This window comes from Paenibacillus sp. Paensp111 (genome assembly GCF_059492195.1).
Genome location: NZ_CP168527.1, coordinates 186,221 through 209,875, shown reverse-complemented (window position 1 = coordinate 209,875; position 23,655 = coordinate 186,221). Strand labels below are relative to the sequence as shown.

Here is a 23,655-nt window from a genome sequence, read left to right as displayed (position 1 = left end):
TCAAAATCAACCGACAGAATTTTCACTCTCCTTACTCAATTCGTATAGAGTATCGGACGCAATGATTTTCTCGTCATCGATGATAATCTCGCCAATATCCATCGCGGTGATTTTTCCGGAGATCGGATTTTTCACACTATCGATCGCGGTCTTGGCTTCCACCTGAATCGTTGAATATTCGAATGCCAGATCGGTATTTAGGATGGTACCGTTCTCGATCACTAGCCGTTCCACGTAGCACATTCCTTGTTTGCTTTCGATCGTGCAGTTAATGAAGGTAAGGTTCTTGGAATTCCAGCCTAAATATTCCCCTATGATATGCGAATCATAGACAGTCACATTTTCACAATTCCAGAACGCGTCTTTTGAAAGCAGCTTTGCATTACGGATTTCAATATTCTTCGCTCCATCAAAAGCATAGTTCCCTGCTATGGTGAAATCGTCGATGATCATATCCTCACTGTTCATGCCAAAGTAATCGCCTCTTGCCGTAACATGCTTCATATAAATATCACTACAATTCCACAGGGTTTCTTGCGCGTTAGGGAGGGACACATTTATCAGTCGGATTCCGCTTGAACGCCGGAATGTCTTTGGGGCCTCAATCACACAATCGCTGATTGAAATCTGATGGGTATACCAGATTCCGGACCGGGCCATTTCTAATAAAGTACTGTTGTTTAGACGAATACCTTTGCAATACCACAATGGGTATTTCCATTTAAAAATACTATTAATGATATCAATATTGTTGCTTTCCTTTAGAGGAGACTCCCCATCAGCAAAAACAGAATTCTTAATGAATAGATCTTTACTCTTAAAAAGAGCACGTTCTCCGGTTAGCATTTGTTGGTCAATGGATGGCATTATCACTTCACTTCTCCAGACTTTAGTAGATATTTTACTTATTTAATGAACGGCAGCTTTGATCTGGCTACCGTTGTGTTGATTTCATCTTGAGATTGTTAAATTCTTCATCCGTTACAGGTTCTAACCTGTCGGTTTGCCCAGGGGTCAGAGTCAAATGAACAAGCCGGCTAACCCTTGTTGCTCCAGGTCAATGAGGGCGGGATCTTGACTACATTACCAGTCTTAAGTAACGGGGCGATTCCCCTTCTTCCTGATACCATTCCTCGCCTCAGTAGTACAATATCTCTTTCTCTAAAATCTTCCTTGACCTCAGTAGGGGCATTCAGCGTTTTAGGAAATCCGATATATGGCGCACATTGGTAAACAGCCTCTTTAATTTCAACCGATGTAAGCCCAATATTTAGTGCTGCTCAGGAATGCAACAACTTTTAGCACAAGCTTCTTAATTTTCACAAATAACGCCACTGTTGGTTTTCGACATGTTGCACCTTTTTTGCGCTTTTAGAGCCCTTACTTTAAATTCCGGTGAATAGACGACCCGGAAGATATTCTGCCATCGATTTTCCAACCGATAAACTCAAGTCCATTTTAACCTGCATGGGGTATTGAAACCTCTTTCAGGGCATTTTGGAGCACTGATTCGCAAAAAAATTTTGCCTATTCGCCGCGTTCGCCCAGAATGAATACGCGTAAAAACCCGCCCACAACCACGTCTGCTTTCGTCAAACAGAGGAATCCCGGAAGATGGGCACTAGTTTCATAATGTCCACCTTCCAGGTCAGAGTTCACTATTCAAAACTTTTATTTTCAAATAAAAATACTTCTAAGAAGCTAGTTATTAGCCTTTGTTTCTATTTTTCGGACTGGGGGCGTAATAAAGGAATTTTTTCATGGCATTCAATGTGAACTGACAGCCGTTCTCTTGGGTTCACCATTGACCCTTTGCCTACGTTTATCTGAGAAGAAAGCGATAAAAATGCCTGGAATAAGTAAGAAACTAACCAATTGAAAAGTTGAGCTAAAACCCTTTGCCATATCCGATCGTATTTCAGCATTGATAACTGGCCACAACTGTTTAATCTGTTCTCGATTATGTTCAAAAGCTAATTTAATCGTTTCCTGCTTTTGACTTGGTGCTTGAACAATTGCTTCTTTTTCTCGTTGATCGACCTGTTCCAATACTTTCTCTAATGTCATCTTTTGCTGGGCGTTTCCTTCTTGTAGCGATTCATTGTTCATGGATTGAATATTTGTAATCATTCCGTCTTTCATAGACGTATCAAGTGTGGAAGCTTGAATCGTGTGTATAGCTTTGTCACGAGCAGTTGAAAGTTCGTTCTTCATATTACTGCTCAGTATCGTAGCTAATAAAGCGACACCGACTACCATCCCGAGTGTACGAGCCACATTGGTAACACCTGACACGATCCCAAGCTTGTCGGCAGGAATATTGTTAACAGCTGAACCAAAAAGCGGCACAACCGATATACCAAGCCCTGCACCTAACAGAGAAAGTCGCCACACTGCGTCAAAGCGAGACGAATCTGCATCCAGGCTGCCAAATAAATAAACCGATAACGTGATAATGGCCAAACCGATACTTGCCAATAAGCGGCCACCTATTTTTTCAGACACCGGTCCGGAAAATACCGAAAATACCGTTGCAGTCAAAGAGCTTGCAATAATCGTCATTCCCGCTTCTAGCACGGACATATTACGTAAACTCGTTAAGTAAAAGGCGATTAAAAAACTTCCAGCAGACGTTCCAATCGAAGTAAATAACAGCGCAGTGGATGAAGCGTTAAAGGTTGAAATGCGCATCAATGACAAGGGGAGCATCGGATCTTTTGATCTTCTTTCGACCACTATAAACAATATAAGTGACAATAATGATCCTGCGAATAACGATAAGACATAGAAGGAACTCCATCCATAATCCGATGTCTCTATTAATCCTAATGTGAAACAGAAAATGGTGGCTGAAATTGTTAACATTCCGGCAATATCCAAGTTTTTGCTAGCGGTTTTGTCGTAAGACTCTGTTAATAATAGGTAAGAAACGATAAACGAAATGATAGCAATCGGAAGGTTTACGAAATATACAGACTGCCAATTGAAGTACTCGGTCAAAATTCCTCCAAGTGCTGGTCCGCTTGCGCTAGCCACGCCTGCTATTGCGCCCCAGATCCCTAGAACAGCGCCATGTTTTTCTTTCGGAAAAAGTTGAATGGCAAGTGGAATAGTGACGGGTACAATAATGGCCGCACTTAAGCCTTGCAGCACACGGAACAAAATGAGTAAATCAAGTGTTGATGCGATTCCGCACAAAAAAGAAGTCAGAGCGAACAATATTAGTCCGATGAGAAACAGCTTTTTGCGACCAAATTGATCCGCTATGCGCGAAGCTGTTAACATCAATACCGCAAAAGCAATATTGTATCCATTCATGATCCAACTAATATCGCTCACATCACGATTAAAATATTCAGCCGTTTTCGGCAATGCAATATTCACAATCGTTGTATCCAGCAGTGCGATAAAATATCCTAGAATAATACCAATAAATGTTAATATCGTTCTACCCCTACTCAAATTTTTCACTCGCCGCCATCTCCATCTCTATAATATTATTGTTTTGCAACATTTGTTGTCCTGCAACTTCAGTTGCCTGTAACCCCTATCATTCATCTTTAGAAAATTTAAATTTTTGTTTTGCCCCTAGTAATCGATTTGAAAAATCTTCTATCGCAGCAAGAACCTCTGGTTCAATAATCCCCGATCGTAAATTGTCGTCTTCAAAAATACAGTCAAATACCGCTACGATCATATAAGCAGTTTGCTTTGGAAATTCCACATCGAACAAACCAGCCTCAACGCCTTCTTCGATAACTGATTGTACAAGTGGCTTAATTTCGTTATTACATCGAATTTCAAACAAATGATTCAGCACTAAACTTTCATTTTGATGGATATAACTCATGAGTTCGCTATTCCAACCCTCAAAATAAATAAAAGATTTGGCCATCTGTTCAAATTTATGAATCGCATCCATTTGACCGTTACGAGCAGTCATTTCCAATACGTGAATAAGGCGATCAGAGTAACGCTCAAGCAGGTGATCTACTAACTCATCTTTAGATTTGAAATAATGATAAAACGTTCCTTTTGCAATGCCCATTCGCTGCACAATATCCTGAATTGTTGTTTTTTCGAAGCCTTTTTCCAAAAATAGACGTTCGGCCGTTTGTATAATTTCATTTAACCCTTCGTCACGTGTCCTGACCATCGTTCACCACATCACCTTCCAATTTTACCAAATTATAACTCACCGACCGACCGCCGGTCAATGGTACTTTAAAAAATATATGTCGATAATCTTTACTGTATCCATAGTCGATCCGCAAAGGAGAGTCCTCATTAAAAAGTAATGGAAGTCATCAACTTGCCAAGCAAGGCCGAACAGCTGATAAATGTCCAGCTCCGCACAGAGGTATCCTTAAAATAATAGGTTTATTCTACAAACCCTCATTTTTATTGTCCAACTAATTGTAGACGATCCACCTCATCTTTCTTTACAATTTGTGCGGGCACGCCAACAACAGTACAATTCGGGGGCACTTCCTTCAAAACGATGGAGCCAGCGCCAATTTTTGAGTTATCCCCTACTTTAAAGTTTCCTAAAATTTGTGCACCAGAACTTATGATTACATTATTGCCTATGTCTGGGTGCCTTTTACCAGCACTCTTACCCGTTCCCCCCAGTACAGCTCCCTGATACATTGTTACATTATTTCCTATGACACACGTTTCCCCGATTACTACACCCATGCCATGATCGATAAATAAACCAAATCCGATCTGAGCTCCTGGGTGAATTTCTATACCTGTTATAAATCGGCTAAAGTGAGATATCATCCTTGCAATTAATCGCCAATTTCGTTTATAAAAGAAATTGGCAACACGGTACAACATAACCGCATGAAAGCCAGGATAACAAAGAATAACTTCCCATACACTTGACGCTGCAGGATCTCGATCGAGTATGGATTTAATTTCATTTTGGATTTGCCTGAACATAAAGTCCTCCTCTCAAGTTAAGTAGCATAAATTAAATTAAGATGCATTAGCAGGCATCTTAATCACTTCAATCCTTTATGAAACTTTAGTATCTTCTAATGTTACTAGTTATCTATCAGTTAATTTTAAACATACTGTTTTCATAGCTCACTACAACTATTGAACCATTAGATAAGTTGTTAAATTTATTCCTATTATTGTCAATCATGTAGAGTAAAGTTAAAATCGTAAGACCATGACTAACAATTAAAACATTCTTAGCGCCAGAAGTGGATGCCGTTGAAACTATAGAAGAAAAACTTGACCATATTCTATCTTTTAAAACTTTCCAAGATTCTGCTAGACCAGACTTATCCTCGTTAAAAACGACATTCGCTACTTCTTTCAAAGTCAGCTCCGATGGCTCTTCATCCGTTAAATTCTGAGACTTTAAATTTTTCAAATAACTAAAGCTTTCATCAATATCTTGACCATCGAATGAACCAAATTCCCATTCCCTGAGCCCTTCATCTGCTTGAGAAATGATACTTTCGTTAGATAAAGTTTTTAATATAATCTCTTTTGTTTCAATCGCTCTTTTTTGGTTACTAGAGTAAACTAAATCAAATTGGAGACCTCTATTTTTAAACTTTAAAGCTAAATTTTCAATTATAAATTTTCCGTTTTCAGTAAGAGATGAATCTGATTGCCCTTGAATTTTATTTTCAACATTAGCAAGCGTCTCACCATGTCGCACTAAATAGAAATTGAGCATAAATGATTTTGTCTCCTTACCAAATTGCTTTATCTGAATCAATTTTTTCCAATAGATCTTTTGTTATTTCATTAGCTGATTTAACAAGATATTTGACACCTGTTTTCTTCATCTCTTTCTCTTGAAAACCCCACGAATGCTGAGCGGGCACCCCAATAAATGGAATCCGATACTTTTTTGCTTCCTCAGCCACTCGATTAACGTCATCTATGAACAAAACTTCAGAATAATCCAGGCCATATATTTCTTTCGTGATTTCTTTAAGACCTGGTCGAAAAGAGTTTGTGCAAATATATTGATCGAAATATTTTAAATACGGTCTAAATCTTAAATCAATCATGTTTTCTTCTAATCCACCATAGCAAACTAACTTAACATTCAGGCTGTTCAACATTTCCAAAAACTCTGTAACTCCTGAAATAATGGGATCTTCATCTTCCTGCATAAAGTTTTTTCTCTCATTAAAGAACTCATTTAAAATTTCCTTAGTGGACGTTTCTTCAGGAAGTCCTAAGTAACGTATTGCGTAAGCTGCTGCATCCTCTCTTCTTTGAGAAAATGTATTGTTTTCTAATTCAGCAGTATACTCAGCTCCATATTTCTTGGCTAGAATCTGAAGTATAGGACTAAACGTATCTACTAATAGAACTCCATCTATATCACAAGCAATTAGTTTTATATTTATCATTTTTATACCCATTCCTTTCGCTTCGCTCAAGGCACAATACGTTGAAATCGTGTGTGGGAGCGATTTTTATTATTATTTTAAAGCCATAGGGATACCAATTAACTATGAATTTGAGAACAAAACTACAACGAATAGCCACAAAGGAAAGAGTAAGAAGCGTGTAACCAGTGAGTACGGAGAGCAAGAAGTCTTGGTTCCTTGTGATCGCCAAGGCGAGTTTGAGCCATTGGTAGTCAAGAAGCATCAATCGAATGTAAGGGGCATTGAAGACCAAATTATCGCTCTAGATGCAAAAGGGGTACGCACCAGAGACATTCAGGATCATTTAGAAAACATGTATGGGATTGAGGTTTCACCGACTCTTATTCCAATGTAACGAACAAAATCGTTCCATTGATCAAGGAGTGGCAAAACCACCATCCACAGGGTTTTTATGCTGTTGTATTTTTGAATACAATTCACTTTTTAGTTAAGCAGTACGGGGCTATTTTGAACAAATCACCTATTTGGTGATCGGGATTGACCCTAAACGGTGGCAAAGATGTACTCGGTATGTGGGTCGGTGATAATGAGTCTGCGAAGTTCTGGTTAAGCGTCCTCAATGATCTGAAAAATCGCGGTGTACAGAACTTTCTTATCACCTGTGTGGACAATTTAACCAGATATACACAGCGATTGCAGCCTGCTATCCGAAAACAGATATTCAGAAGTGCATCATTCACTAGTTGCTCATTTTCACCCGCTATGTCTCCTATAAAGACTTAAAAAAGGGAGCTACCGATCTGAAGCCATTTCATCTACAAGGCCGCATCCGAAGAAATGGCTTCTATTGAACTCGATCGATTTGAGGAAGTCTGCGGTAAAGCGCTCATCCTTCGTTTATGGCGTAATAACTGGGATTCGCTACCTTTTTAAATATCGCCGGAAATACCGAAGCTCATTTACACAACTATCATCATTGAAAGCTACCATCGTCAACTCCAAAAGGTAACAAAATGGAAGAGCATCTTCCCCACGGATGATGCTCAATTAAAGATGCTCTACCTGGCCACAATGGATGTCACCCGAAAGTACTGGGGACAGATGTTGCTTCAGCTAGCTGTTATCTATCCAGATCACATTGGTCAGCATACATCAGCGCTGTAAAAGAGTTTACACCAAAGATTTGACAGACCCCTTAGATGGATCAATTACACCCAAGCAAGCGGAAGAATTAAAGTTGATAAAAAATACTATGAAGGTCTAAATCCTGTAAAGCAGAATTTGAAGCGATTATTCTTTCTCTTCCCGAGTCCTCCACAACAGGATCAACTTACTCCTAACTGTTCCGTTGTTTGCCTTTCTCCGTCATTACCGTGGTTCGGTGCAATGTGCAACAGCCGAAAAGCATCCTGAAATCCGCAACCATTACTTAAAGCTTAAAAAGCTTCGAGGCCTCATCAGTGTTATTATTGCAAAGGTACTGATGTTGTTAACGACCATCTCACATTTTGAAGAAGAAAGAGCACAATGACGCTGAATTGTATAAAAAAATCAAAACTTGATATCATACCGCTGAACTTTACCAAATTGCTTTATCTGAGTCGACCTTCTCCAACAAATCTTTTGTTATTTCTTTAATTGATTTAACAAGATATTTAACACCTGTTTTTTTCATCTCTTTCTCTTGAAAACCCCACGAATGCTGAGCGGGCACCCCGATAAATGGAATCTTATACTTTTTTGCTTCCTCAGCCATTCGATTAACATCATCTATGAACAAAACTTCAGAATAATCTAGGCCATATATATCTTTCGTGATTTCCTTAAGACCTGGTCGAAAAGCATCTGTGCAGATATATTGTTCGAAATATTTCTCCAGAATCGGTCTAACTCCTAAATCAATCAAATTTTCTTCTAATCCACCATAGCAAACTAACTTAACATTCAAGCTTTTCAATATTTCCAAAAACTCTGTAACTCCTGAATTAAGCGGATTTTCACCAGTCACCAAAAACTTTTCTCTCTCTTTATAGAACTCTTCTAAAATTTGCTCTAAGGACATTTCTTTAGGAGATCTTATGAGACGTAAAGCGTAAGATGCTGAATCCTCTCTTCTTTGTGAAACGGTGTTATATTCCAATTCAGCATTATATTCAACTCCATATTTCTTCGCTTGAATATGAAGAACAGGAGTGAAAATATCCTCTAGAATAATTCCATCTAAATCAACAGCAATTAGTTTAATATTTTTCATCATTTTTTCTCCTTCATTTTAAATTGTACGGGATAGCTGCTTATCGTTTCTGAAAGAACATGTTTTCCATCTGGTTATAATTGTAATTTTCAATCTGACCATTCGTTTTACACTTAAAACAAGCATATTTAGTTTTTCTGAAATACTCTGTTTTTGTTTATTAATGTCACATCCCTTTCTTAGTGTATATGCCTGAACTATAACCACTTGCACATAATTTAGAATTCTGATACACAGTAAAGAGACAATATCCCATTCCTGTTTTACTTCCGTCGTCTTCTATTACTGGTAACGCGTGAATAAATATATCGTTACTTCTTTGAACAATTCGTCTATATTTTCTAAATTCATCTATGACATAAAACTCGGAATCTGAACCTAAAAATCTAAAAATACTCACCATAGAAGCTTGTTTACTTAATTCAGTTAATAGAATTGCTTCAATGTGTTCCTGATTGACATGATCTAGATTTATTTCTGTTGTGCTTGTAACATCACCTGAAAATAAACCTATTTTTGTTTTTATTCGAATCTCAATTTCTGAAATCATAACATTAGCCTGAGATGTTTTATGAACTAGCTTTTTATCTACTAGCCTTTTTGTTCCCAATGAGCCACTTAAATTGATTTTTTCAAAAAAGCGAAGCATATACTCTTTATCAGGAGGTGCGGTACTGTACTTTAGAGAATCATCTAAATTATTTTTTTTTAGAAAGCTTTGAGTTTTAGAATCTTGAGCTATCAAACAATTATCAAACATATAGCGATATGCTGTCAGGCATTCTTTATCAGATACGACAAGTACGTTTTCTTCTTTTTTCCTCGCCTTATCAAAAGTTAAAGTGTAACGTACTTCCTTAACCTCTTCTACTGGCATAAAGACCCTCCTTTCTGTAGTAAAAAACATTAATGCAATTGAAGATTGTAATTAGTGTTAGGATTTTGTTTGATAATATAATTAGCTGTCGTTTTTCCTGATTTCATTACACCGTAAACTCCATGTGCATTACGTGTCCAATGTCCTGCTAGATACAAGCCTTGTATAGGGGTTCTAGGACCTAAATCAGAGGTCCATCGTTGATCAGACGACTTCATCCAGCCATAAATTGCACCATTATTATTAGATGTATATCTTTCAATTGTTTTTGGGGTAGCAAACTCTTGTATAACTAATCGATTTCTAATACCAGGTAGTTTTTTTTCTAATAAATTTAAAAACTTCTCGTGTATAAATGACTTTCCCTTTTCTTCTCGAACTTGTTCCACAACATCTGGATCACAGATTGCCATAAATGAAAGCACTGAATACCCTTCAGGGGCTAAACTAGAATCAAGTGTAGATGGACAACAAATAGAAATACCAGGATCAGTCTCATCATTGAGCGGGTCAAACAAATATTTTTGTTCACTATCAAGTTCATTTTCTGGTAGGAAAAAATGTTCATGTGGAAAGTCGATATATGCATCATCATTTTGAATAGCCCCATAAAGTATGACAGCAGAATAAGAAGGAACCATCCGGTTTATTCGATTCTTATAAGATTGTGGTAGAAATTCCTCTCCTAAAAGTTTAAATAGCGTTGTCCTTATATCTGAATTTGAAATAATAGTTGAAGAGTTATACTGATTTCCCTTATGATCTATTACTCCTTGTACTTTGCCCTCACTGCAAATAATTTTTTCTACTCTACGTTTAATTCTTACAATCCCATTATTTGATTGGATATAATCTTTTAAAACATCTGCCATCCGTTGAGAACTACCGCGAGTATAAAAAGCACCACCATGATAAGACATCATTGTAGTCACCATATATAAAGCAGACAATTGTTTGGTCGGTACTCCTATATAAGGATGTAAAGAGCCCAATACTATTGATGTATGAGGGTGAGAGAAACGATTACTTAGATATTCTGCAAAAGATACCTTTTTTAATTCAAGTATTCTTTGAGTAATTTGCTCATCATCTTCATAATTTCCTCTTAAAATTGCTCCGCCTAACTGTATAATTTCTTCTATAGTCTCTCTAATAGCTAGTTTGTCCTCAGGAAACCAACTTTCCATATTACTTGATAATTGTCTTAAATTCGCAGGTATTTCATATTCGACTTGTCCTAGTGTGATATAACACATAGGCTTAGATTCTATAAACTCAATTTGATCTAGCAAGCCTAATTTCTCATAAATAGTGTTTATTTCTCCACCTTTTTCACAGCCACCTATAAGATGAACTGCAGCGTCAAAAAGGAACTTACCTCTTTTAAATGTACTTGCACATCCCCCCACAATATAATGCTGTTCAAGTACTAATACTTTAGCCCCCTCTTGAGCTAATAGTGCAGCTGCCGTTAGTCCAGCTAAACCAGATCCAATTATGATCGCATCATATGTCTCTATTAAATTGCCTCCCATTTATACTCATCCCATCTATTCATTATATTTAGACAATACTACGGATACATTTGATCCAGTTAATGAGGAACTATTAATTAATATATTATTCAAGTCTTCGAGTTTTTTAGCTTCATCTAAAGTATGTAGCTCGTTATGCTCTAAATGGTTTAACATGGGTGGTAATGTTTGATGTTGCAAAGCGAGTAAAGCTGTGATAAATTGAAATCCATCAGACGCCCCTTGCGATTCACCTACTAAATACTTGGCCGATGTAATATATGGCTTATATTCATTATTCGAATAACAAGATTCAATTGCCCTTTTTTCCATATTATCTATATTTTTTATTCCATTTGCTGTTGCAAGAATGGCCTGAATGTCGTTTAACTGTAATTGAGCATTATTTACAGCCATTTCCATTGCCCGCTTGAGACCTAGTCCTTTTTTATCAACTCTTGAATATTTTTTGCCATCAAATGTTTTCCCATATCCTTTAATTTGTCCATAAATATGTGCTTTTCGATTTTTAGCGTTCGATAATCTCTCTAATACTAAGGCAACTGTACCTTCACTCAATGTCATAGCATTAGATTGGGAGCCTTTAGGTGATCGATCAGCTAGCACATTTAAACATTCATAAGCTTCCAACACAGTTGAAACAATCGTATCTGTACCAATTACTACAATAATATCTGCATCATTATTTTTTAAATGCTCATAGGCTGTGCATAGAGCTGCTGACGTAGAGGCATGTCCGTCTACAACAGTAGTATTCACTCCAATTGCTTTTGTATGAATTGCAGCTAAACCGCTGGCTTGATTAAATACGGTGTTAGGAAAGTGAACTGGATTTGCGCCTTCTGCTCCTTCACGAACGATAGGTTGATAAAAGTTGACACAACTTTCGACTGTTCCGTTAGCGGTTCCGACTATAATCCCGATTCGATGTGCATTTTCTTCATTAATTTCAACATTTGCATGATTAAATGCACTCATAGCAGCAGCAACCGTTAACTGTTCAAATCGATCCATCTTACGTGCATCACGTTTCGATATATATGTATGAATATCGAAATCTTGTACTTTACCAATTCTTCTAACAACTCCATCGCTTGTTCTAGCCTCATGCCAATTGGGTTCACCACGAAGCAACTTTGTCCAAAATTGATCTAAATCCCCACCAATAGAGCTGAATTGACTCATTCCAGTGATCACAATACGTTCTTCATTTAACTCCTCTAATTTAGGATGTGTAACTTGATATTTACCAAACAATACAGAACAATTATTTCCACCAAACGCAAAATTGTTTGATAAAGCATAGTCTATATTTTCTGAATAGTAAGGTTGATTAGGTGTGTAATCTAAATCACAAATAGAATCTTGTGTAGTAAAATTAGCTGTTGGAGGAATAATCTGATGATGGATCGACAATACCGTGACAATTCCTTCTACTGCCCCTGCCGCACCTAGTAAATGACCTATCATAGATTTGGTACTGCTGACTTTAAGTAACGAAGCTGCTTCCCCGAATACTCGCTTAATTGCATTAGTTTCAGCACTATCATTTTTAGGAGTTCCTGTACCATGGCCATTAATATATTTAACCTGATAAGGCTCAATATTATTTTTATTTAAAGCATTAGCAATGGCACGACTTGCGCCTTCTCCGTCAGGTTTAGGTGCGGTTGGATGATAACCATCAGCCGACAAACCAAAACCAAGCACTTCAGCGTATATCTTTGCTCCTCTCCGAACAGCACTTTCTTCACTCTCTAGAATCAGGATTCCAGCTCCTTCTCCTAAAGATAGTCCGTTACGATCCTTTGAGTAAGGACGACATGGCTCATGATCTAGAGATTGCAATGCATGAAAACCTGCGACTCCCATATGTGCAAGAGCATCAGCACCACCTACTATCATAATTTCCGCTCTGCCAGTACGAATTAAATCGCCCGCATACCCGAGGGCATTACCTCCGGCAGCACATGCAGTAGAAAAAGTGAATACAGGTCCGCCAAGCCCCCACTCGCTAGCTAATGATTCTGCGATACTATTAAGTCTCCACTCTTGTAATAAACGAGGATTTCCTTTTTCTCCATCTTCCTGTTTTCTATACCACAATTCCCCGCTATTCATTCCTCCAAGACAAGTTCCAATCACACAACCAGCATTTTCTTTAAGACTACTCTTCTTTAAGGAAGCGTCTTCCAAAGCTTCCTCCAAAGCTTTAAGAGCGAATAAAGTAGCTCGATCTAATACAGGACGTTTTTTTGAATGGGCAAGCGTAAGGTCTTCTTTCACTTCACCAGCAATCTGACTCATGTAACCTGTCATATCCAGGTGATCTACTGGCTTAATTCCATGCTTCCCAGCTAGTACAGACTCCCATAAATCCCCAACGTTATTCCCTAAAGCAGTCACAGCTCCTAAACCAGTAACTACTACTCTACGACTACTTTGTTCTCTCATACTGTATTTAGCACCTCCTATTTCCATTTTGCAAATAGTAACGCAGTATCCTGACCTTCTAAACCACGTGCAACAGACATCACATAATTCACGTCTGTTGCACGTGGTTCATGTCTAATTAAATCTACTGACCAGTTGTCTTCAGGTGTCTCACAGTTTAATGTAAATGGAACAACTTGTTCTTTAAGTGTAATAGCAGATGCTAAAGCATTAAATGCTCCAGCATTAGAAACCATATGTCCTGTAGTTGGTTTAATAGAACTTACCATTACTTTTCTATCTGTTCCAAATACTGTTTCAATTGCTCTCACTTCAGATTCATCTCCCAATTTTGTACCACTGCCATGTGCACAAATATAGTCGATTTGTTCTGAACAAACGCGTCCTTCTCTCATCGCTTTTCTCAGAGCAACTTGTAAGCCTACACCATTTGGGGACGGCTTAGCTATTGCGCCGCTGTCATATCCATTACCAAAGCCAATTATTTCAGCATAAATGTTTGCGCCACGCTTCGTTGCTTGTTCTAATTCCTCTAGTACGAGCATTGTCGATCCCTCTGCTATAAGTGTTCCATTTCTTTTCTTATCAAACGGGGCATAAAGTTTATGGCTATCGTTCGCTTCCCCTCTATGTAAAACCCCCATTGCATCCATTTTCATATAATTCCACCATGTAATAGAATCAGAAAATCCACCCACTAAAGCTACATCTGCTTCACCATACCGTATAGATCTAAAGCCACTTCCGATAGCTGTGGCACTAGCATTTGAGGTGCCAACAAAATAAGCGTTAGGACCTTGAATATCAAAATGAGCTGATAAATAATACAGAACGGCAGAAGGTAAAGCTTTAACAATGAATGAGGTCGGCAAAATATCCTTAGCCATCTTTGCAAACTCTGTTAGTGAGCCTTTTGAGAGCAAAACAGACTCAACCAACTCTTGGGGTATTGTGTCAACTTCCTTGTTTCCACCTACATACAAAGCAATGCGTTCCTTAAGCACTTGATTTGAATTTAATCCAGTATCTTTAAAAGCTATCGTAGCCGATGCAAAACACATTTGTTCGCCACGTGACATTAATCTTCTATTTTCATTAGATGTAATATATTCATCAGGGTTAAAATCATCCACCTCACCTGCAAACTTAGTCATAAACTTATCTGGATTCATTGAAGAGATTCTACGTATACCGCTCTCTCCATTCAACATTCTAGTCCATACTTTTTCCACATTATTACCTAAAGATGAGACTGTTCCTATACCTGTTACAACCACACGTCTCATTCTGTAGATTCCCCCTGAATTAAACCACGCTCATCCCAAAATGCCTTTGCATCTGCCTCAGAGTTTCTTAATGTGTCACAAAAGGAAAATTGGAACTCTCCGAAAGTAGCTACAATTTTATCATTCACCTTTACTGTACCTCTCACGAATGCTTCTTGTTCACTCATAGACAAAACTTTTACTTCTATATACAATTGGTCACCAGGAACAATATATTTACGCCATTTTACATTGGAAACTTTTGTTAGTACAACGCGTTTCTTAAAACCCGATGTTGCTCTTATTACACCCTCCGCTAATCGACTCACAGCTGTCATTGTTAAAACGCCCGGCCAGATCGGTTTTAGTGGAAAGTGCGTATTAAAAAAAGAATGGGTCATGCTAATATTGTACACAGCTATTCCTTCTACCCCATTCGTCCAACTTACTACTTTATCTATTAGTCCTAGATTCATATATAATCACCTGTTCAGAATTTCTTAACTGCTATACAAGTATTGGTTCCTCCAAAAGCAAAAGCATTACTTAGTGCTGCTCGAATCGACTTAGATTTACTATGGTTAGGCACATAATCTAAATCCAACTTAGGATCTTTAATGTCTAAGTTAATTGTAGGAGGAATCACTTTGTCTCGCATTGCTAACAGTGTTGTAATGAAATTAATTGCACCTGCCGCGCTTGTTAAGTTGCCTATCATAGATTTAACAGAACTCATTGATACATGATGCGAATATTCACCTAAGACAGCTTTGATTGCATTCGTTTCACTAAGATCACTGCATGGAGTACCTGTCCCATGTGCTGAAATGTAATCTATTAATTCTGGTGTTAAGCCCCCATCGTACATAGCATTTTTCATTGCAGTAATATAAGCACCACCATCTGGAGGTGAATCTGTCAAACGATAAGCGTTCAATGTGGAAGAATACCCTACTATCTCTCCATATATCTTTGCACTACGTTTAATAGCAGATTCTAAGCTCTCTAATACAACAACTGCAGCTCCTTCTCCAATCACAAATCCATCGTGATCTCGGCTAAATGGACGCGAGGCTTGCTCGGCGGTATCATTTTGAGTAGAAAGTGCACCGCTCAGACCATATCCCATTAGATCAATGTAGTTAATCATTGAATCGTAGCCACCAGTTATCATCACAGAGGCTTCGTTACATTGAATTCGTCGAAATGCCTCTCCAATAGCATGTGCACTAGATGTACATGCAGTTGTTAAGGAGATCATAGGTCCTTTAGCATTTACTAATTCTGCCATCAATGAGATACCAGTTGTTAGATTTCTCTTCATTACATCATTAGGACTTATATAGATGTTTTCTTGTACTTGTAGGGATAGAAAACTTTGAAATAACTCATGAAGCTCATCAAGATCCGGATAGACCAAACCACCCCCTATTGCTAAACCTATTTCCTCAGAATGATAGTCTCTGTCTGATAAGGCGGCATCCTGTACAGCTTCACAAAAAGCTTGTATACCAAATCTAGATGAACGATGAGTATACTTTTTTACTTTTTTCTCGATCTCTTCATCCAAACGAAAATCTTTTACTTGCGCTGCGATTTTTGTGTCATAATGCCTGGTATCAAATAAGTCAATTTGATTAATGCCAGACTGTCCTGCAAGGAGATTTGACCATGTCGTTTTAATATTATTTCCAACTGGTGTTACAGCCCCTATTCCAGTCACAACAACTCGTGTCTTCATTTATATCTCCCGCCTTAGGAGACTATAGGTTCTTCTAACATCCTCTGTTTTCTCTAATTCATCAACTGATATAAGAGAACACATCATAAAACGTATCTCGGAAACACATTTTTCATCCACATATACTTTTCCAGAAAATACAGCTGAATTCTTATCCAAGGAGTCTATAAATCCATGGAGGGTTAGTACATCACCAGGATATACTCTTTCATGTAGAATTATCTCTTCGGCACTTAGCAAAACAGCTCTCTGTTTAAACTCAGTTGTATACATAATTAACCATGCTCCAGCTTGGCACAATGCCTCTACTACTATTCCTTCAATGAGGTAGGATTCAACATTGACGGGATCCTGACAAAAAGGGGCATCTCGTGTAACCAATTTAGTTGCACGAATTTCTTTTCCAGATTCAATATGTGTAATCTGATCTACCATATAAAATCGCATTTTAATCACTCCAAAAGTAATACAACTTGTGCAATTGCAAGATCATCCGTATGAGATAAAGAGATGTCCATAGAAAATATCCCTAAATTCTCGGCAATTTTTTTTGTTTGTCCGTAAATGGATACATGCGGTTTTCCGGTAATAAAATCATTTCTAACCTCAATGCTTTTTAAATGAATTCCTTTTCCTATGCCTGTTCCAATTGCCTTAACAAATGCTTCTTTCGCTGCAAATCGAGCAGCAAAATGCTCATAGCATCTCTTTTTATTTAAGGAATAGGATTTTTCTAAGGGTGTAAATATTTCATCGATGAAATCAGGATTTTCTACTATGACATTCTTTATCTTTGACACGGAAACAATATCGATTCCTGTTTTAATGTGCATCTCAAGAATGTTACACTGTTAAAATTGAAAGCCGTTTCTCAATTAATGAAGTTAAGTTGTCTACTGTAAATAGTGTAAGTACTCGCTCTGCCTCAAAACCTTCACGCAATTTTTCAACATCTATTTGTGGTAAACTTTTCTTCAACTGCTCTATTCCTGTTTCGGAAAGAACCCCATCTGCCGTTGCAAATTCTTCATCCGGAATATTGCCTTGGATCATTTGTGTAATATCATCCATAGTTACCTTAACCGTAATTTGACGACTAACTCTGAATAGTACATCTAAAAGATCTAAGGACTCTGCTCCAAGATCCCCCAAAATTGTTACCTCAGGTGAAATTTCATCTTCATCTAGACCAATTGCCTCCATCAATGCTTCTTTTACGATTTCATAAACTTGTTCTTTTTCCATTTTATGTTCCTCCTAAATTAATAATTATGTTTTATAGTGGTTTACCAATACCAACCAAGTTTATTAATCCACCATCAATGACAAGATCAGTACCTGTAATATAGGAAGCTTCATCTGAAGCAAGGAAAATAGCTGCATTAGCAATTTCTGCAGGATCTCCAGCCCTCTTCTGGGCGATCTGATTAGTAATTCGTCTGCCATCCTTCATTTGCTGCTCTACCATATCAGTTGAACAAAATCCTGGAAGAATTGAATTTATGCGTATATTAAATCTAGCTAATTCTAAGGCCGCTGTACGAGTAAACGCATTCATAGCAGCTTTAGATACAGCATAGTTAGATTGGCCTATATACCCACCCTTACTCATAACAGATGAAATATTAACTATAGAACCTTGTCTCTGAGACATCATGGTTTCTAGTACTGCTTTTGTACAATGGAATACTCCACCAAAGTTTATATGAAAGACATCCATCATTTCTTCATAATTCATATCAAAAACTAACTTATTTTTTGAAATACCTGCATTATTGACCAATACATGAATACTTCCGTATTGATTTAAAATTTCAGATACCATATGACTTATTTGTTCTTTTTCACTTATATCTGCTCGGATCGCAACTGCTTCTCCACCATTTTTCCTTATTATGTCCACTACTTCTTTTGCTTGCTCTTCACCATTTCGATAGTTTACAACTACTATTGAACCTTCATCGGCTGCTTTTAGCGCAATCGCTCTTCCAATCCCACGAGATCCACCAGTTACTAACACTACTTTATCCTGTAATCTTAATCCCAACTTAAACACCCCCTCTCTATAAGAAACACATTATTTGGTAAGTGCTTTATCAATAAATTTGTTAATGTTTTTATATGAATCAATATTATCCACTTCTGCATCAGGACAAATCTGCCTTACCAGTCCCTTTAAAACTCTACCTGGGCCTACTTCAACAAAATATACATCCTCTTTGGCTAAACTTTGAATTATTTGAACCCATTTCACAGTAGAAACAGTTTGCTTTAATAACCCATCAACCACATCAGAAGCTCTATATACTTTCTTAGCATTTACATTATTAATTAAAGGGACTTCTAGATTATTTAACTTAAAACTAGATATTTTATTTTTTAATGGTTCTACAACCTCTTCCATCAACGGACTATGAAATGCAGCTCCTACTTGTAAACGAACCACCTTTTCGGCATTCATTTTTTGTGCTAGTATCATAGCGTATTCCACTGCACGCTGATCACCAGAGATCACCATTTGATTTTGACTGTTATAATTAGCCGGAACTATCAAACCATAATTTTGAGATTCTATGCATATCTCTTCAATTTGCCCTTGATAAAGTCCCACAATAGCAGCCATCGCGCCGGGCCGTCGACTTTGCACTTCATGCATAAGTCTTCCCCTTTCTGCTACCACTTGTAACCCCTCTTCGAACGTAAGTCCTTTCGCAGCAGTAACTGCTGTATACTCCCCGAGACTATGACCGGCTACAACACTAACTTCTAAACCCTCACGGATTAAAAGTGAGTGAAGTGCAAGCGAAACAGTATAAATAGCAGGTTGAGCCATATCTGTACGGCGGAGATCACACTCTAAACCAGAAAAACATAGATTTGTCAAAGAATAACCTAAAATATCATTCGCTTTTTCAAAAAAATTTTTTCTAATCGTAACATCTTGATCATACAAATCTAATCCCATTTGAACTCTTTGAGAACCTTGACCTGGAAACAATAAAGCTATTTTTTTTCTCACTTTTTTCACCTGCGCTTTTTAACATAATATATTAAAAATTCTATATAATCCAAAAATTTACTATTTATTATATTGATAATATATCCAATATTGAAACCTTTTCACAACAACTAAAATCAATCTATTTCATAATTAAAATCTACTAGTTGAATCATTAGTAAATTAATTCAACTATCAATATTTCAACGCATAACTCATGAAGGGAAATTTGAAGAAGTTAATCGCAACTATGGTCTAGGCAGTTTTTGAGGATACCTTCAAACGGCAAGCGAAACTGTGATCGGACTACAACTGTTAGTGATCTATCTCGAAAAGATTACGTGTTCTCTGTTTGTGAAGTTCACAATTCGTTTGCTCGAATTATCATAAAGGGTTCTTCTTACAGCAAGCCCTGCTCTTTTACTTTTAGAGATTTCCCATTTCACACAATTATCCGGACTCAAATTAAAAATTGTCTAATTAAAGTCAAAATGCATAGATGAATTCATGTCTTTACATATAATGATATTTTTGGTAATCTTACTTCGATCATAAAGACAACAGCATTTGTCAAATCTACCCGGTAACTTCCATTCGGCGTTTTTAATTATGGAAACGCTTTGTAAGACCTCGAAATGGAGTCTGTAAAATAGATTGTGTAAACCCCTAAACCTATAAAATGGTAGTAAGAGAAGGGTTGGTTAGAACACATGGGATTATGGACAAAGCAGCAACTCCACCATTGAAGAATCTCTTCGCATCAACGATTCAGGAAATGCTGGAAACGGAAATGGACACACATCTGGGCCACTAAAACATAAAGTGGAGAATAAGACCACAACAGTGAGTGTGGAGAGCAAGAAATCATGGTTCCGAGGGATTGCCAAGGCGAGTTTGAACCGCTCGTGGTTAAGAAGCATTATTCGAATGTAACGGGTATCGAATCGAAGACCAAATTCTTACCTTGTACGCCAAGGGAGTCAGCACAAGAGACATTCAGGATCATCTCGAAAATATGTACTGGATTGAGATCTCACCAACGATCATTTCCAACGTAACGAACAAGAGTGTTCCCCTCATCAGGAGTGGCAAAACCGCACTCATTACCTGTGTAGACAATCCAACCGGCTTCACACAAGCCATCTCGGCCTACCATCTTAAGACAGAAATCCAAAAGTACCTTATCCATCCGGATACGTAACTCGACCCACTATGTCTTTTACAAAGACTTAAAAAAGATAATGGCGATCTTAGGCCCATTTCCAAGACTGCTTCTGAAGAAATGGCACTCGTGGAACTTGATTGATTTGAGGAACCCTGGGGAACTAAGTACCCGCTCATCCTTCGTTCTATTTGTAATAACTTGAATGAACTGGCGACATTTTTAAGTATCCACCATAAATTCGTAAGTTCATGGTTATTACTTTCGTCAGCTTCGAAAGGTAACCAAAGGGCAAAGTACTTTATCGACGGACGAAGCGCTTTTAAGAAGACTCTATTTGTCCACCGTGACCGTCACTCGAAAGTGGACAGGCCGCGTCCAGAATTGAGGTCAACTGCTGCTCCAACTGTCCATCTTTTATCCAGATCGTATCGACCAGCCCTTTCTTCAGACTTAGTACATTCAGAAACGGTTGCCTGGATACTTATCTTTGGTTTTGTCAAGTATTACCCCCCCCCCAAGTACTGCCAAGTACATCTAGGATTTGTTGAAAACTTTCTACTTCATGATGTAAGGAAAAATACCTAGAAACATTAAAACATCAAGTATTAAGAGCAAATTGTAACAAATTTGAGTACGAGGAGTACAAGTACATATGGTAAAAATCATCTTAGTTGTTTATAAAAAATATTTTTGGAAATCATGCTTCAAACTTTTTTTAGAAAATCAAAGCAGTTATCAGATAGTAGAAGAAGTTGAATATAAGGATATGCTTAGTTTTGTTCATGCAGAAGATGCAAATCTCATCATCATAGACGAGTTTATTTTTGATAGTTTTGGTTTAAATGCAGTAAATGAATTTAATAAAGCCTCTTTACCTGTTCTTGTATTTAAGTGTTCAAATTATTTCGAAGAGAAAGATAGATTATATCTCAACGATGTAAATGGTTTTATTACGCCTTTTTGTACTGAAGAACAATTATTAGATGCTATTACTAAAGTTAGTTGCAATAAAAAATGGCTTTCACCAGAGCTATCAGCAAATATTATGGATATTATGTCGAAAAAAAATAATAGTAACTCATCCATTCATCTGACTCAAAGAGAGCATGAAGTTTTAACATTAATGGTTCAAGGATTAAATAATGCCGAAATTGCAAAAGTTTTGAATAATAGTATATATACTGTTCAAAATCATGTTTCAAATTTATATTCAAAAATTGGATTAAATGAACGGCTTAAAGTAATAAATTTCGCGACTCAAAATGGACTTGTGTCCCCAAAAAAATAGATTTTTTTATAGAATGTTGGAGCCTTTTCTGTAATTAATGAATTCGAGGATTGAATGAAAGAAGCACTCAGTATACTGGGGAACGTTTCGCTCAAATAACAAATCCCCGCCCCGAAGGCACTCTACAATGAATATAAATTTGCTAGGAGACAGAATCAACGTAATGAACTAATTGCCGATTCAACCTTTTAGTCGGAGCAGACATGCTAAGACCCAAACGAGCAGTGCAGTTGCTTGATGCGGCGAAAATGTCGCTACTCAAGAAGCTTCTTCATTGCTCGGATTGCTTGAAGCGTATGTGCTTCAATGGTCAATAACCAAAATACCGAAATAAATTAAACATGAAACCACGCCAGGGCTGAAAGTCGTTAAAAGTTTATTCAAAAGCTCGCGTTTACTGACGCGCAAAATGATTATGAGGAGAGTAAATAGATGGACGAATGGAATCGATCGAGGCGAGCTAAGAATGGCAAATTCCAGAATGAAATCCCAGTGATCGTTAAATTTAAGGCAGGAGACATTGTATCCATGCTTCGTGAATTCCTATCAGCTAAGACTCAGAGAAGACCGAAGCAACCGCTTCCTATCTTCCCTCTTCAGCATGGCACGCTTAACGACGGAAAAGACAAGACCTTTTGGTTCGGACATTCGGCGTCCTTGCTACAGATTGCAGGCAAAACGATTCTGCTTGATCCGATGCTTGGCAAGAACCCGTCGCCGCTTCCTTTCTCCCGCAATCGCAGATTCAGCCTCAAGCTGCCAATTACAATTGAGGAACTTCCTCCGATCGATATTGTTGTTCTGTCTCACGATCACTACGATCATCTGGATTCTTCCTCTATCCGCAAGCTTATTCCGAAAACTGGCACTTTCCTCGTTCCGCTCGGAGTCGGCAAGCTAATCCGGAAAAGAGGAGCTTCGCCAGGTACCGTTATCGAGCTGGACTGGGGAGAAGAGCGGATCGTTCAGGGCATTCGCTTTACTTGCACGCCGGCGAGACATTTCTCGGGAAGAGGGCTGTTTGATCAGGATTCCACTCTATGGTGCTCGTGGGTAATCAAAACAGAGAAGAGAAGTCTCTTCTACAGCGGGGACGGGGGTTACGGTCCTCACTTTAAGCGAATAGGTCGTCAGCACGGACCGTTCGAACTGGCTTTTATGGAATGTGGGCAATATATGGAATGTGGGCAATATGACAAGCGGTGGAGTGGCGTGCATATGCTTCCCGAAGAGACGGTACAAGCGCATCGTGACGTCCAAGGAGGAGTTCTGCTGCCTGTACACTGGGGGGGGTTCGCTTTGGCGTTGCATGATTGGAACGACCCTGCAAAAAGGTTATCGGCCGCAGCCGAAGAGCAGGGCGTCCCATATCATATACCTAGAATCGGCGAAGCGGTCTATCTGGATCAGATTCCGCAATCTCCAAAGCTGGATTTTTGGTGGCAGGATCTATGAAGAAGAACAGAATAAGACTGCTATTTGCGGGCGATGCTGAACAAAAAAAGCGATTTTATTGTTGATCGCTTCGCCTTTTTTACAAAAAGTTAGAGTGTAATCATGTATGGATCCATCCATTCTGTTAATAAATGCTTATTTTCATCGGACATTGTACCCTCTCATTCCGATTTTCGCCCTCTCAATAGCTTCATAGCAAAATATATATATGTTTGCTGCATATGTACTAATAGGATGTATCATTACCATCCT

19 protein-coding genes and 3 pseudogenes are annotated in these 23,655 nt (G+C 38.0%); 4 read left to right on the top strand and 18 right to left on the bottom strand.

Annotation, left to right across the window (positions count from 1 at the left end; genetic code table 11):
- Positions 1 to 6: 6 nt before the first annotated feature.
- From ACEN86_RS01150 to ACEN86_RS01125, 6 genes and pseudogenes are all read right to left on the bottom strand, one after another.
- The gene (locus ACEN86_RS01150) at positions 7 to 846 is read right to left on the bottom strand and encodes a DUF3737 family protein (protein WP_495634178.1); all 840 of its coding nucleotides are present in this window, start codon (positions 844 to 846) and stop codon (positions 7 to 9) included.
- 921 nt (positions 847 to 1,767) lie between these two features.
- Positions 1,768 to 3,471 carry an MFS transporter gene (locus ACEN86_RS01145; protein ID WP_495632569.1) on the bottom strand — a complete coding sequence of 568 codons (1,704 nt, stop codon included), beginning with the start codon at positions 3,469 to 3,471 and terminating at the stop codon, positions 1,768 to 1,770.
- A gap of 79 nt (positions 3,472 to 3,550) precedes the next feature.
- Positions 3,551 to 4,156: a TetR/AcrR family transcriptional regulator gene (locus tag ACEN86_RS01140; RefSeq protein WP_495632568.1), complete on the bottom strand. Its 606-nt coding sequence runs from the start codon at positions 4,154 to 4,156 to the stop codon at positions 3,551 to 3,553.
- 263 nt (positions 4,157 to 4,419) lie between these two features.
- Positions 4,420 to 4,947 (bottom strand): annotated as a pseudogene (gene cysE / locus ACEN86_RS01135) (serine O-acetyltransferase); the annotation flags it as partial.
- A gap of 115 nt (positions 4,948 to 5,062) precedes the next feature.
- Entirely contained in the window at positions 5,063 to 5,701 is a 639-nt protein-coding gene (locus tag ACEN86_RS01130; protein ID WP_495632567.1) for a histidine phosphatase family protein, read from the bottom strand.
- Positions 5,702 to 5,717: 16 nt separating this feature from the next.
- The gene (locus ACEN86_RS01125) at positions 5,718 to 6,389 is read right to left on the bottom strand and encodes an HAD family hydrolase (RefSeq protein WP_495632566.1); all 672 of its coding nucleotides are present in this window, start codon (positions 6,387 to 6,389) and stop codon (positions 5,718 to 5,720) included.
- Between the two features lie 112 nt (positions 6,390 to 6,501).
- Here ACEN86_RS01125 and ACEN86_RS01120 point away from each other — a divergent pair.
- Positions 6,502 to 7,535, top strand: a pseudogene (locus tag ACEN86_RS01120) (IS256 family transposase); the annotation flags it as partial.
- A gap of 415 nt (positions 7,536 to 7,950) precedes the next feature.
- Here ACEN86_RS01120 and ACEN86_RS01115 read toward each other — a convergent pair.
- The 12 genes from ACEN86_RS01115 to fabD all read right to left on the bottom strand — a co-directional run bounded on the left by ACEN86_RS01115 (position 7,951) and on the right by fabD (position 19,516).
- Entirely contained in the window at positions 7,951 to 8,628 is a 678-nt protein-coding gene (locus ACEN86_RS01115) for an HAD family hydrolase (protein WP_495632565.1), read from the bottom strand.
- A gap of 163 nt (positions 8,629 to 8,791) precedes the next feature.
- Positions 8,792 to 9,502, bottom strand: coding sequence for a hypothetical protein (locus tag ACEN86_RS01110; protein WP_495632564.1), 711 nt, complete (start codon positions 9,500 to 9,502; stop codon positions 8,792 to 8,794).
- 29 nt (positions 9,503 to 9,531) lie between these two features.
- Positions 9,532 to 11,037, bottom strand: a complete 1,506-nt coding sequence (locus ACEN86_RS01105; RefSeq protein WP_495632563.1) for a phytoene desaturase family protein — start codon at positions 11,035 to 11,037, stop codon at positions 9,532 to 9,534.
- A 15-nt stretch (positions 11,038 to 11,052) separates the two neighbouring features.
- Positions 11,053 to 13,491, bottom strand: a complete 2,439-nt coding sequence (locus ACEN86_RS01100) for a beta-ketoacyl-[acyl-carrier-protein] synthase family protein (RefSeq protein WP_495632562.1) — start codon at positions 13,489 to 13,491, stop codon at positions 11,053 to 11,055.
- 17 nt (positions 13,492 to 13,508) lie between these two features.
- Positions 13,509 to 14,777: a beta-ketoacyl-[acyl-carrier-protein] synthase family protein gene (locus ACEN86_RS01095; protein WP_495632561.1), complete on the bottom strand. Its 1,269-nt coding sequence runs from the start codon at positions 14,775 to 14,777 to the stop codon at positions 13,509 to 13,511.
- A complete protein-coding gene (locus tag ACEN86_RS01090) occupies positions 14,774 to 15,232 on the bottom strand; it encodes an ApeI family dehydratase (RefSeq protein ID WP_495632560.1) in 459 nt (152 codons plus the stop codon). The genes ACEN86_RS01095 and ACEN86_RS01090 overlap by 4 nt, the downstream gene beginning before the upstream one ends.
- Positions 15,233 to 15,246: 14 nt before the next feature.
- Positions 15,247 to 16,497 carry a beta-ketoacyl-[acyl-carrier-protein] synthase family protein gene (locus ACEN86_RS01085; RefSeq protein WP_495632559.1) on the bottom strand — a complete coding sequence of 417 codons (1,251 nt, stop codon included), beginning with the start codon at positions 16,495 to 16,497 and terminating at the stop codon, positions 15,247 to 15,249.
- Positions 16,498 to 16,944, bottom strand: a complete 447-nt coding sequence (locus ACEN86_RS01080; protein WP_495632558.1) for a 3-hydroxyacyl-ACP dehydratase FabZ family protein — start codon at positions 16,942 to 16,944, stop codon at positions 16,498 to 16,500.
- Positions 16,945 to 16,949: 5 nt separating this feature from the next.
- Positions 16,950 to 17,330 carry a holo-ACP synthase gene (gene acpS / locus ACEN86_RS01075; RefSeq protein WP_495632557.1) on the bottom strand — a complete coding sequence of 127 codons (381 nt, stop codon included), beginning with the start codon at positions 17,328 to 17,330 and terminating at the stop codon, positions 16,950 to 16,952.
- A 10-nt stretch (positions 17,331 to 17,340) separates the two neighbouring features.
- The gene (locus ACEN86_RS01070; RefSeq protein ID WP_495632556.1) at positions 17,341 to 17,742 is read right to left on the bottom strand and encodes a phosphopantetheine-binding protein; all 402 of its coding nucleotides are present in this window, start codon (positions 17,740 to 17,742) and stop codon (positions 17,341 to 17,343) included.
- A 31-nt stretch (positions 17,743 to 17,773) separates the two neighbouring features.
- Positions 17,774 to 18,544, bottom strand: coding sequence for an SDR family NAD(P)-dependent oxidoreductase (locus tag ACEN86_RS01065; protein ID WP_495632555.1), 771 nt, complete (start codon positions 18,542 to 18,544; stop codon positions 17,774 to 17,776).
- A 30-nt stretch (positions 18,545 to 18,574) separates the two neighbouring features.
- Positions 18,575 to 19,516, bottom strand: coding sequence for an ACP S-malonyltransferase (gene fabD / locus ACEN86_RS01060; protein ID WP_495632554.1), 942 nt, complete (start codon positions 19,514 to 19,516; stop codon positions 18,575 to 18,577).
- Positions 19,517 to 20,213: 697 nt separating this feature from the next.
- On the opposite strand from fabD, the pseudogene ACEN86_RS01055 reads away from it, so the two are divergent.
- The 3 genes and pseudogenes from ACEN86_RS01055 (at position 20,214) to ACEN86_RS01045 (ending at position 23,403) form a co-directional block, all read left to right on the top strand.
- Positions 20,214 to 21,045: pseudogene (locus ACEN86_RS01055) on the top strand (transposase).
- A 267-nt stretch (positions 21,046 to 21,312) separates the two neighbouring features.
- Positions 21,313 to 21,948: a response regulator transcription factor gene (locus tag ACEN86_RS01050; RefSeq protein ID WP_495632553.1), complete on the top strand. Its 636-nt coding sequence runs from the start codon at positions 21,313 to 21,315 to the stop codon at positions 21,946 to 21,948.
- Between the two features lie 432 nt (positions 21,949 to 22,380).
- Positions 22,381 to 23,403, top strand: coding sequence for an MBL fold metallo-hydrolase (locus tag ACEN86_RS01045; RefSeq protein WP_495632552.1), 1,023 nt, complete (start codon positions 22,381 to 22,383; stop codon positions 23,401 to 23,403).
- Positions 23,404 to 23,655: the final 252 nt, after the last annotated feature.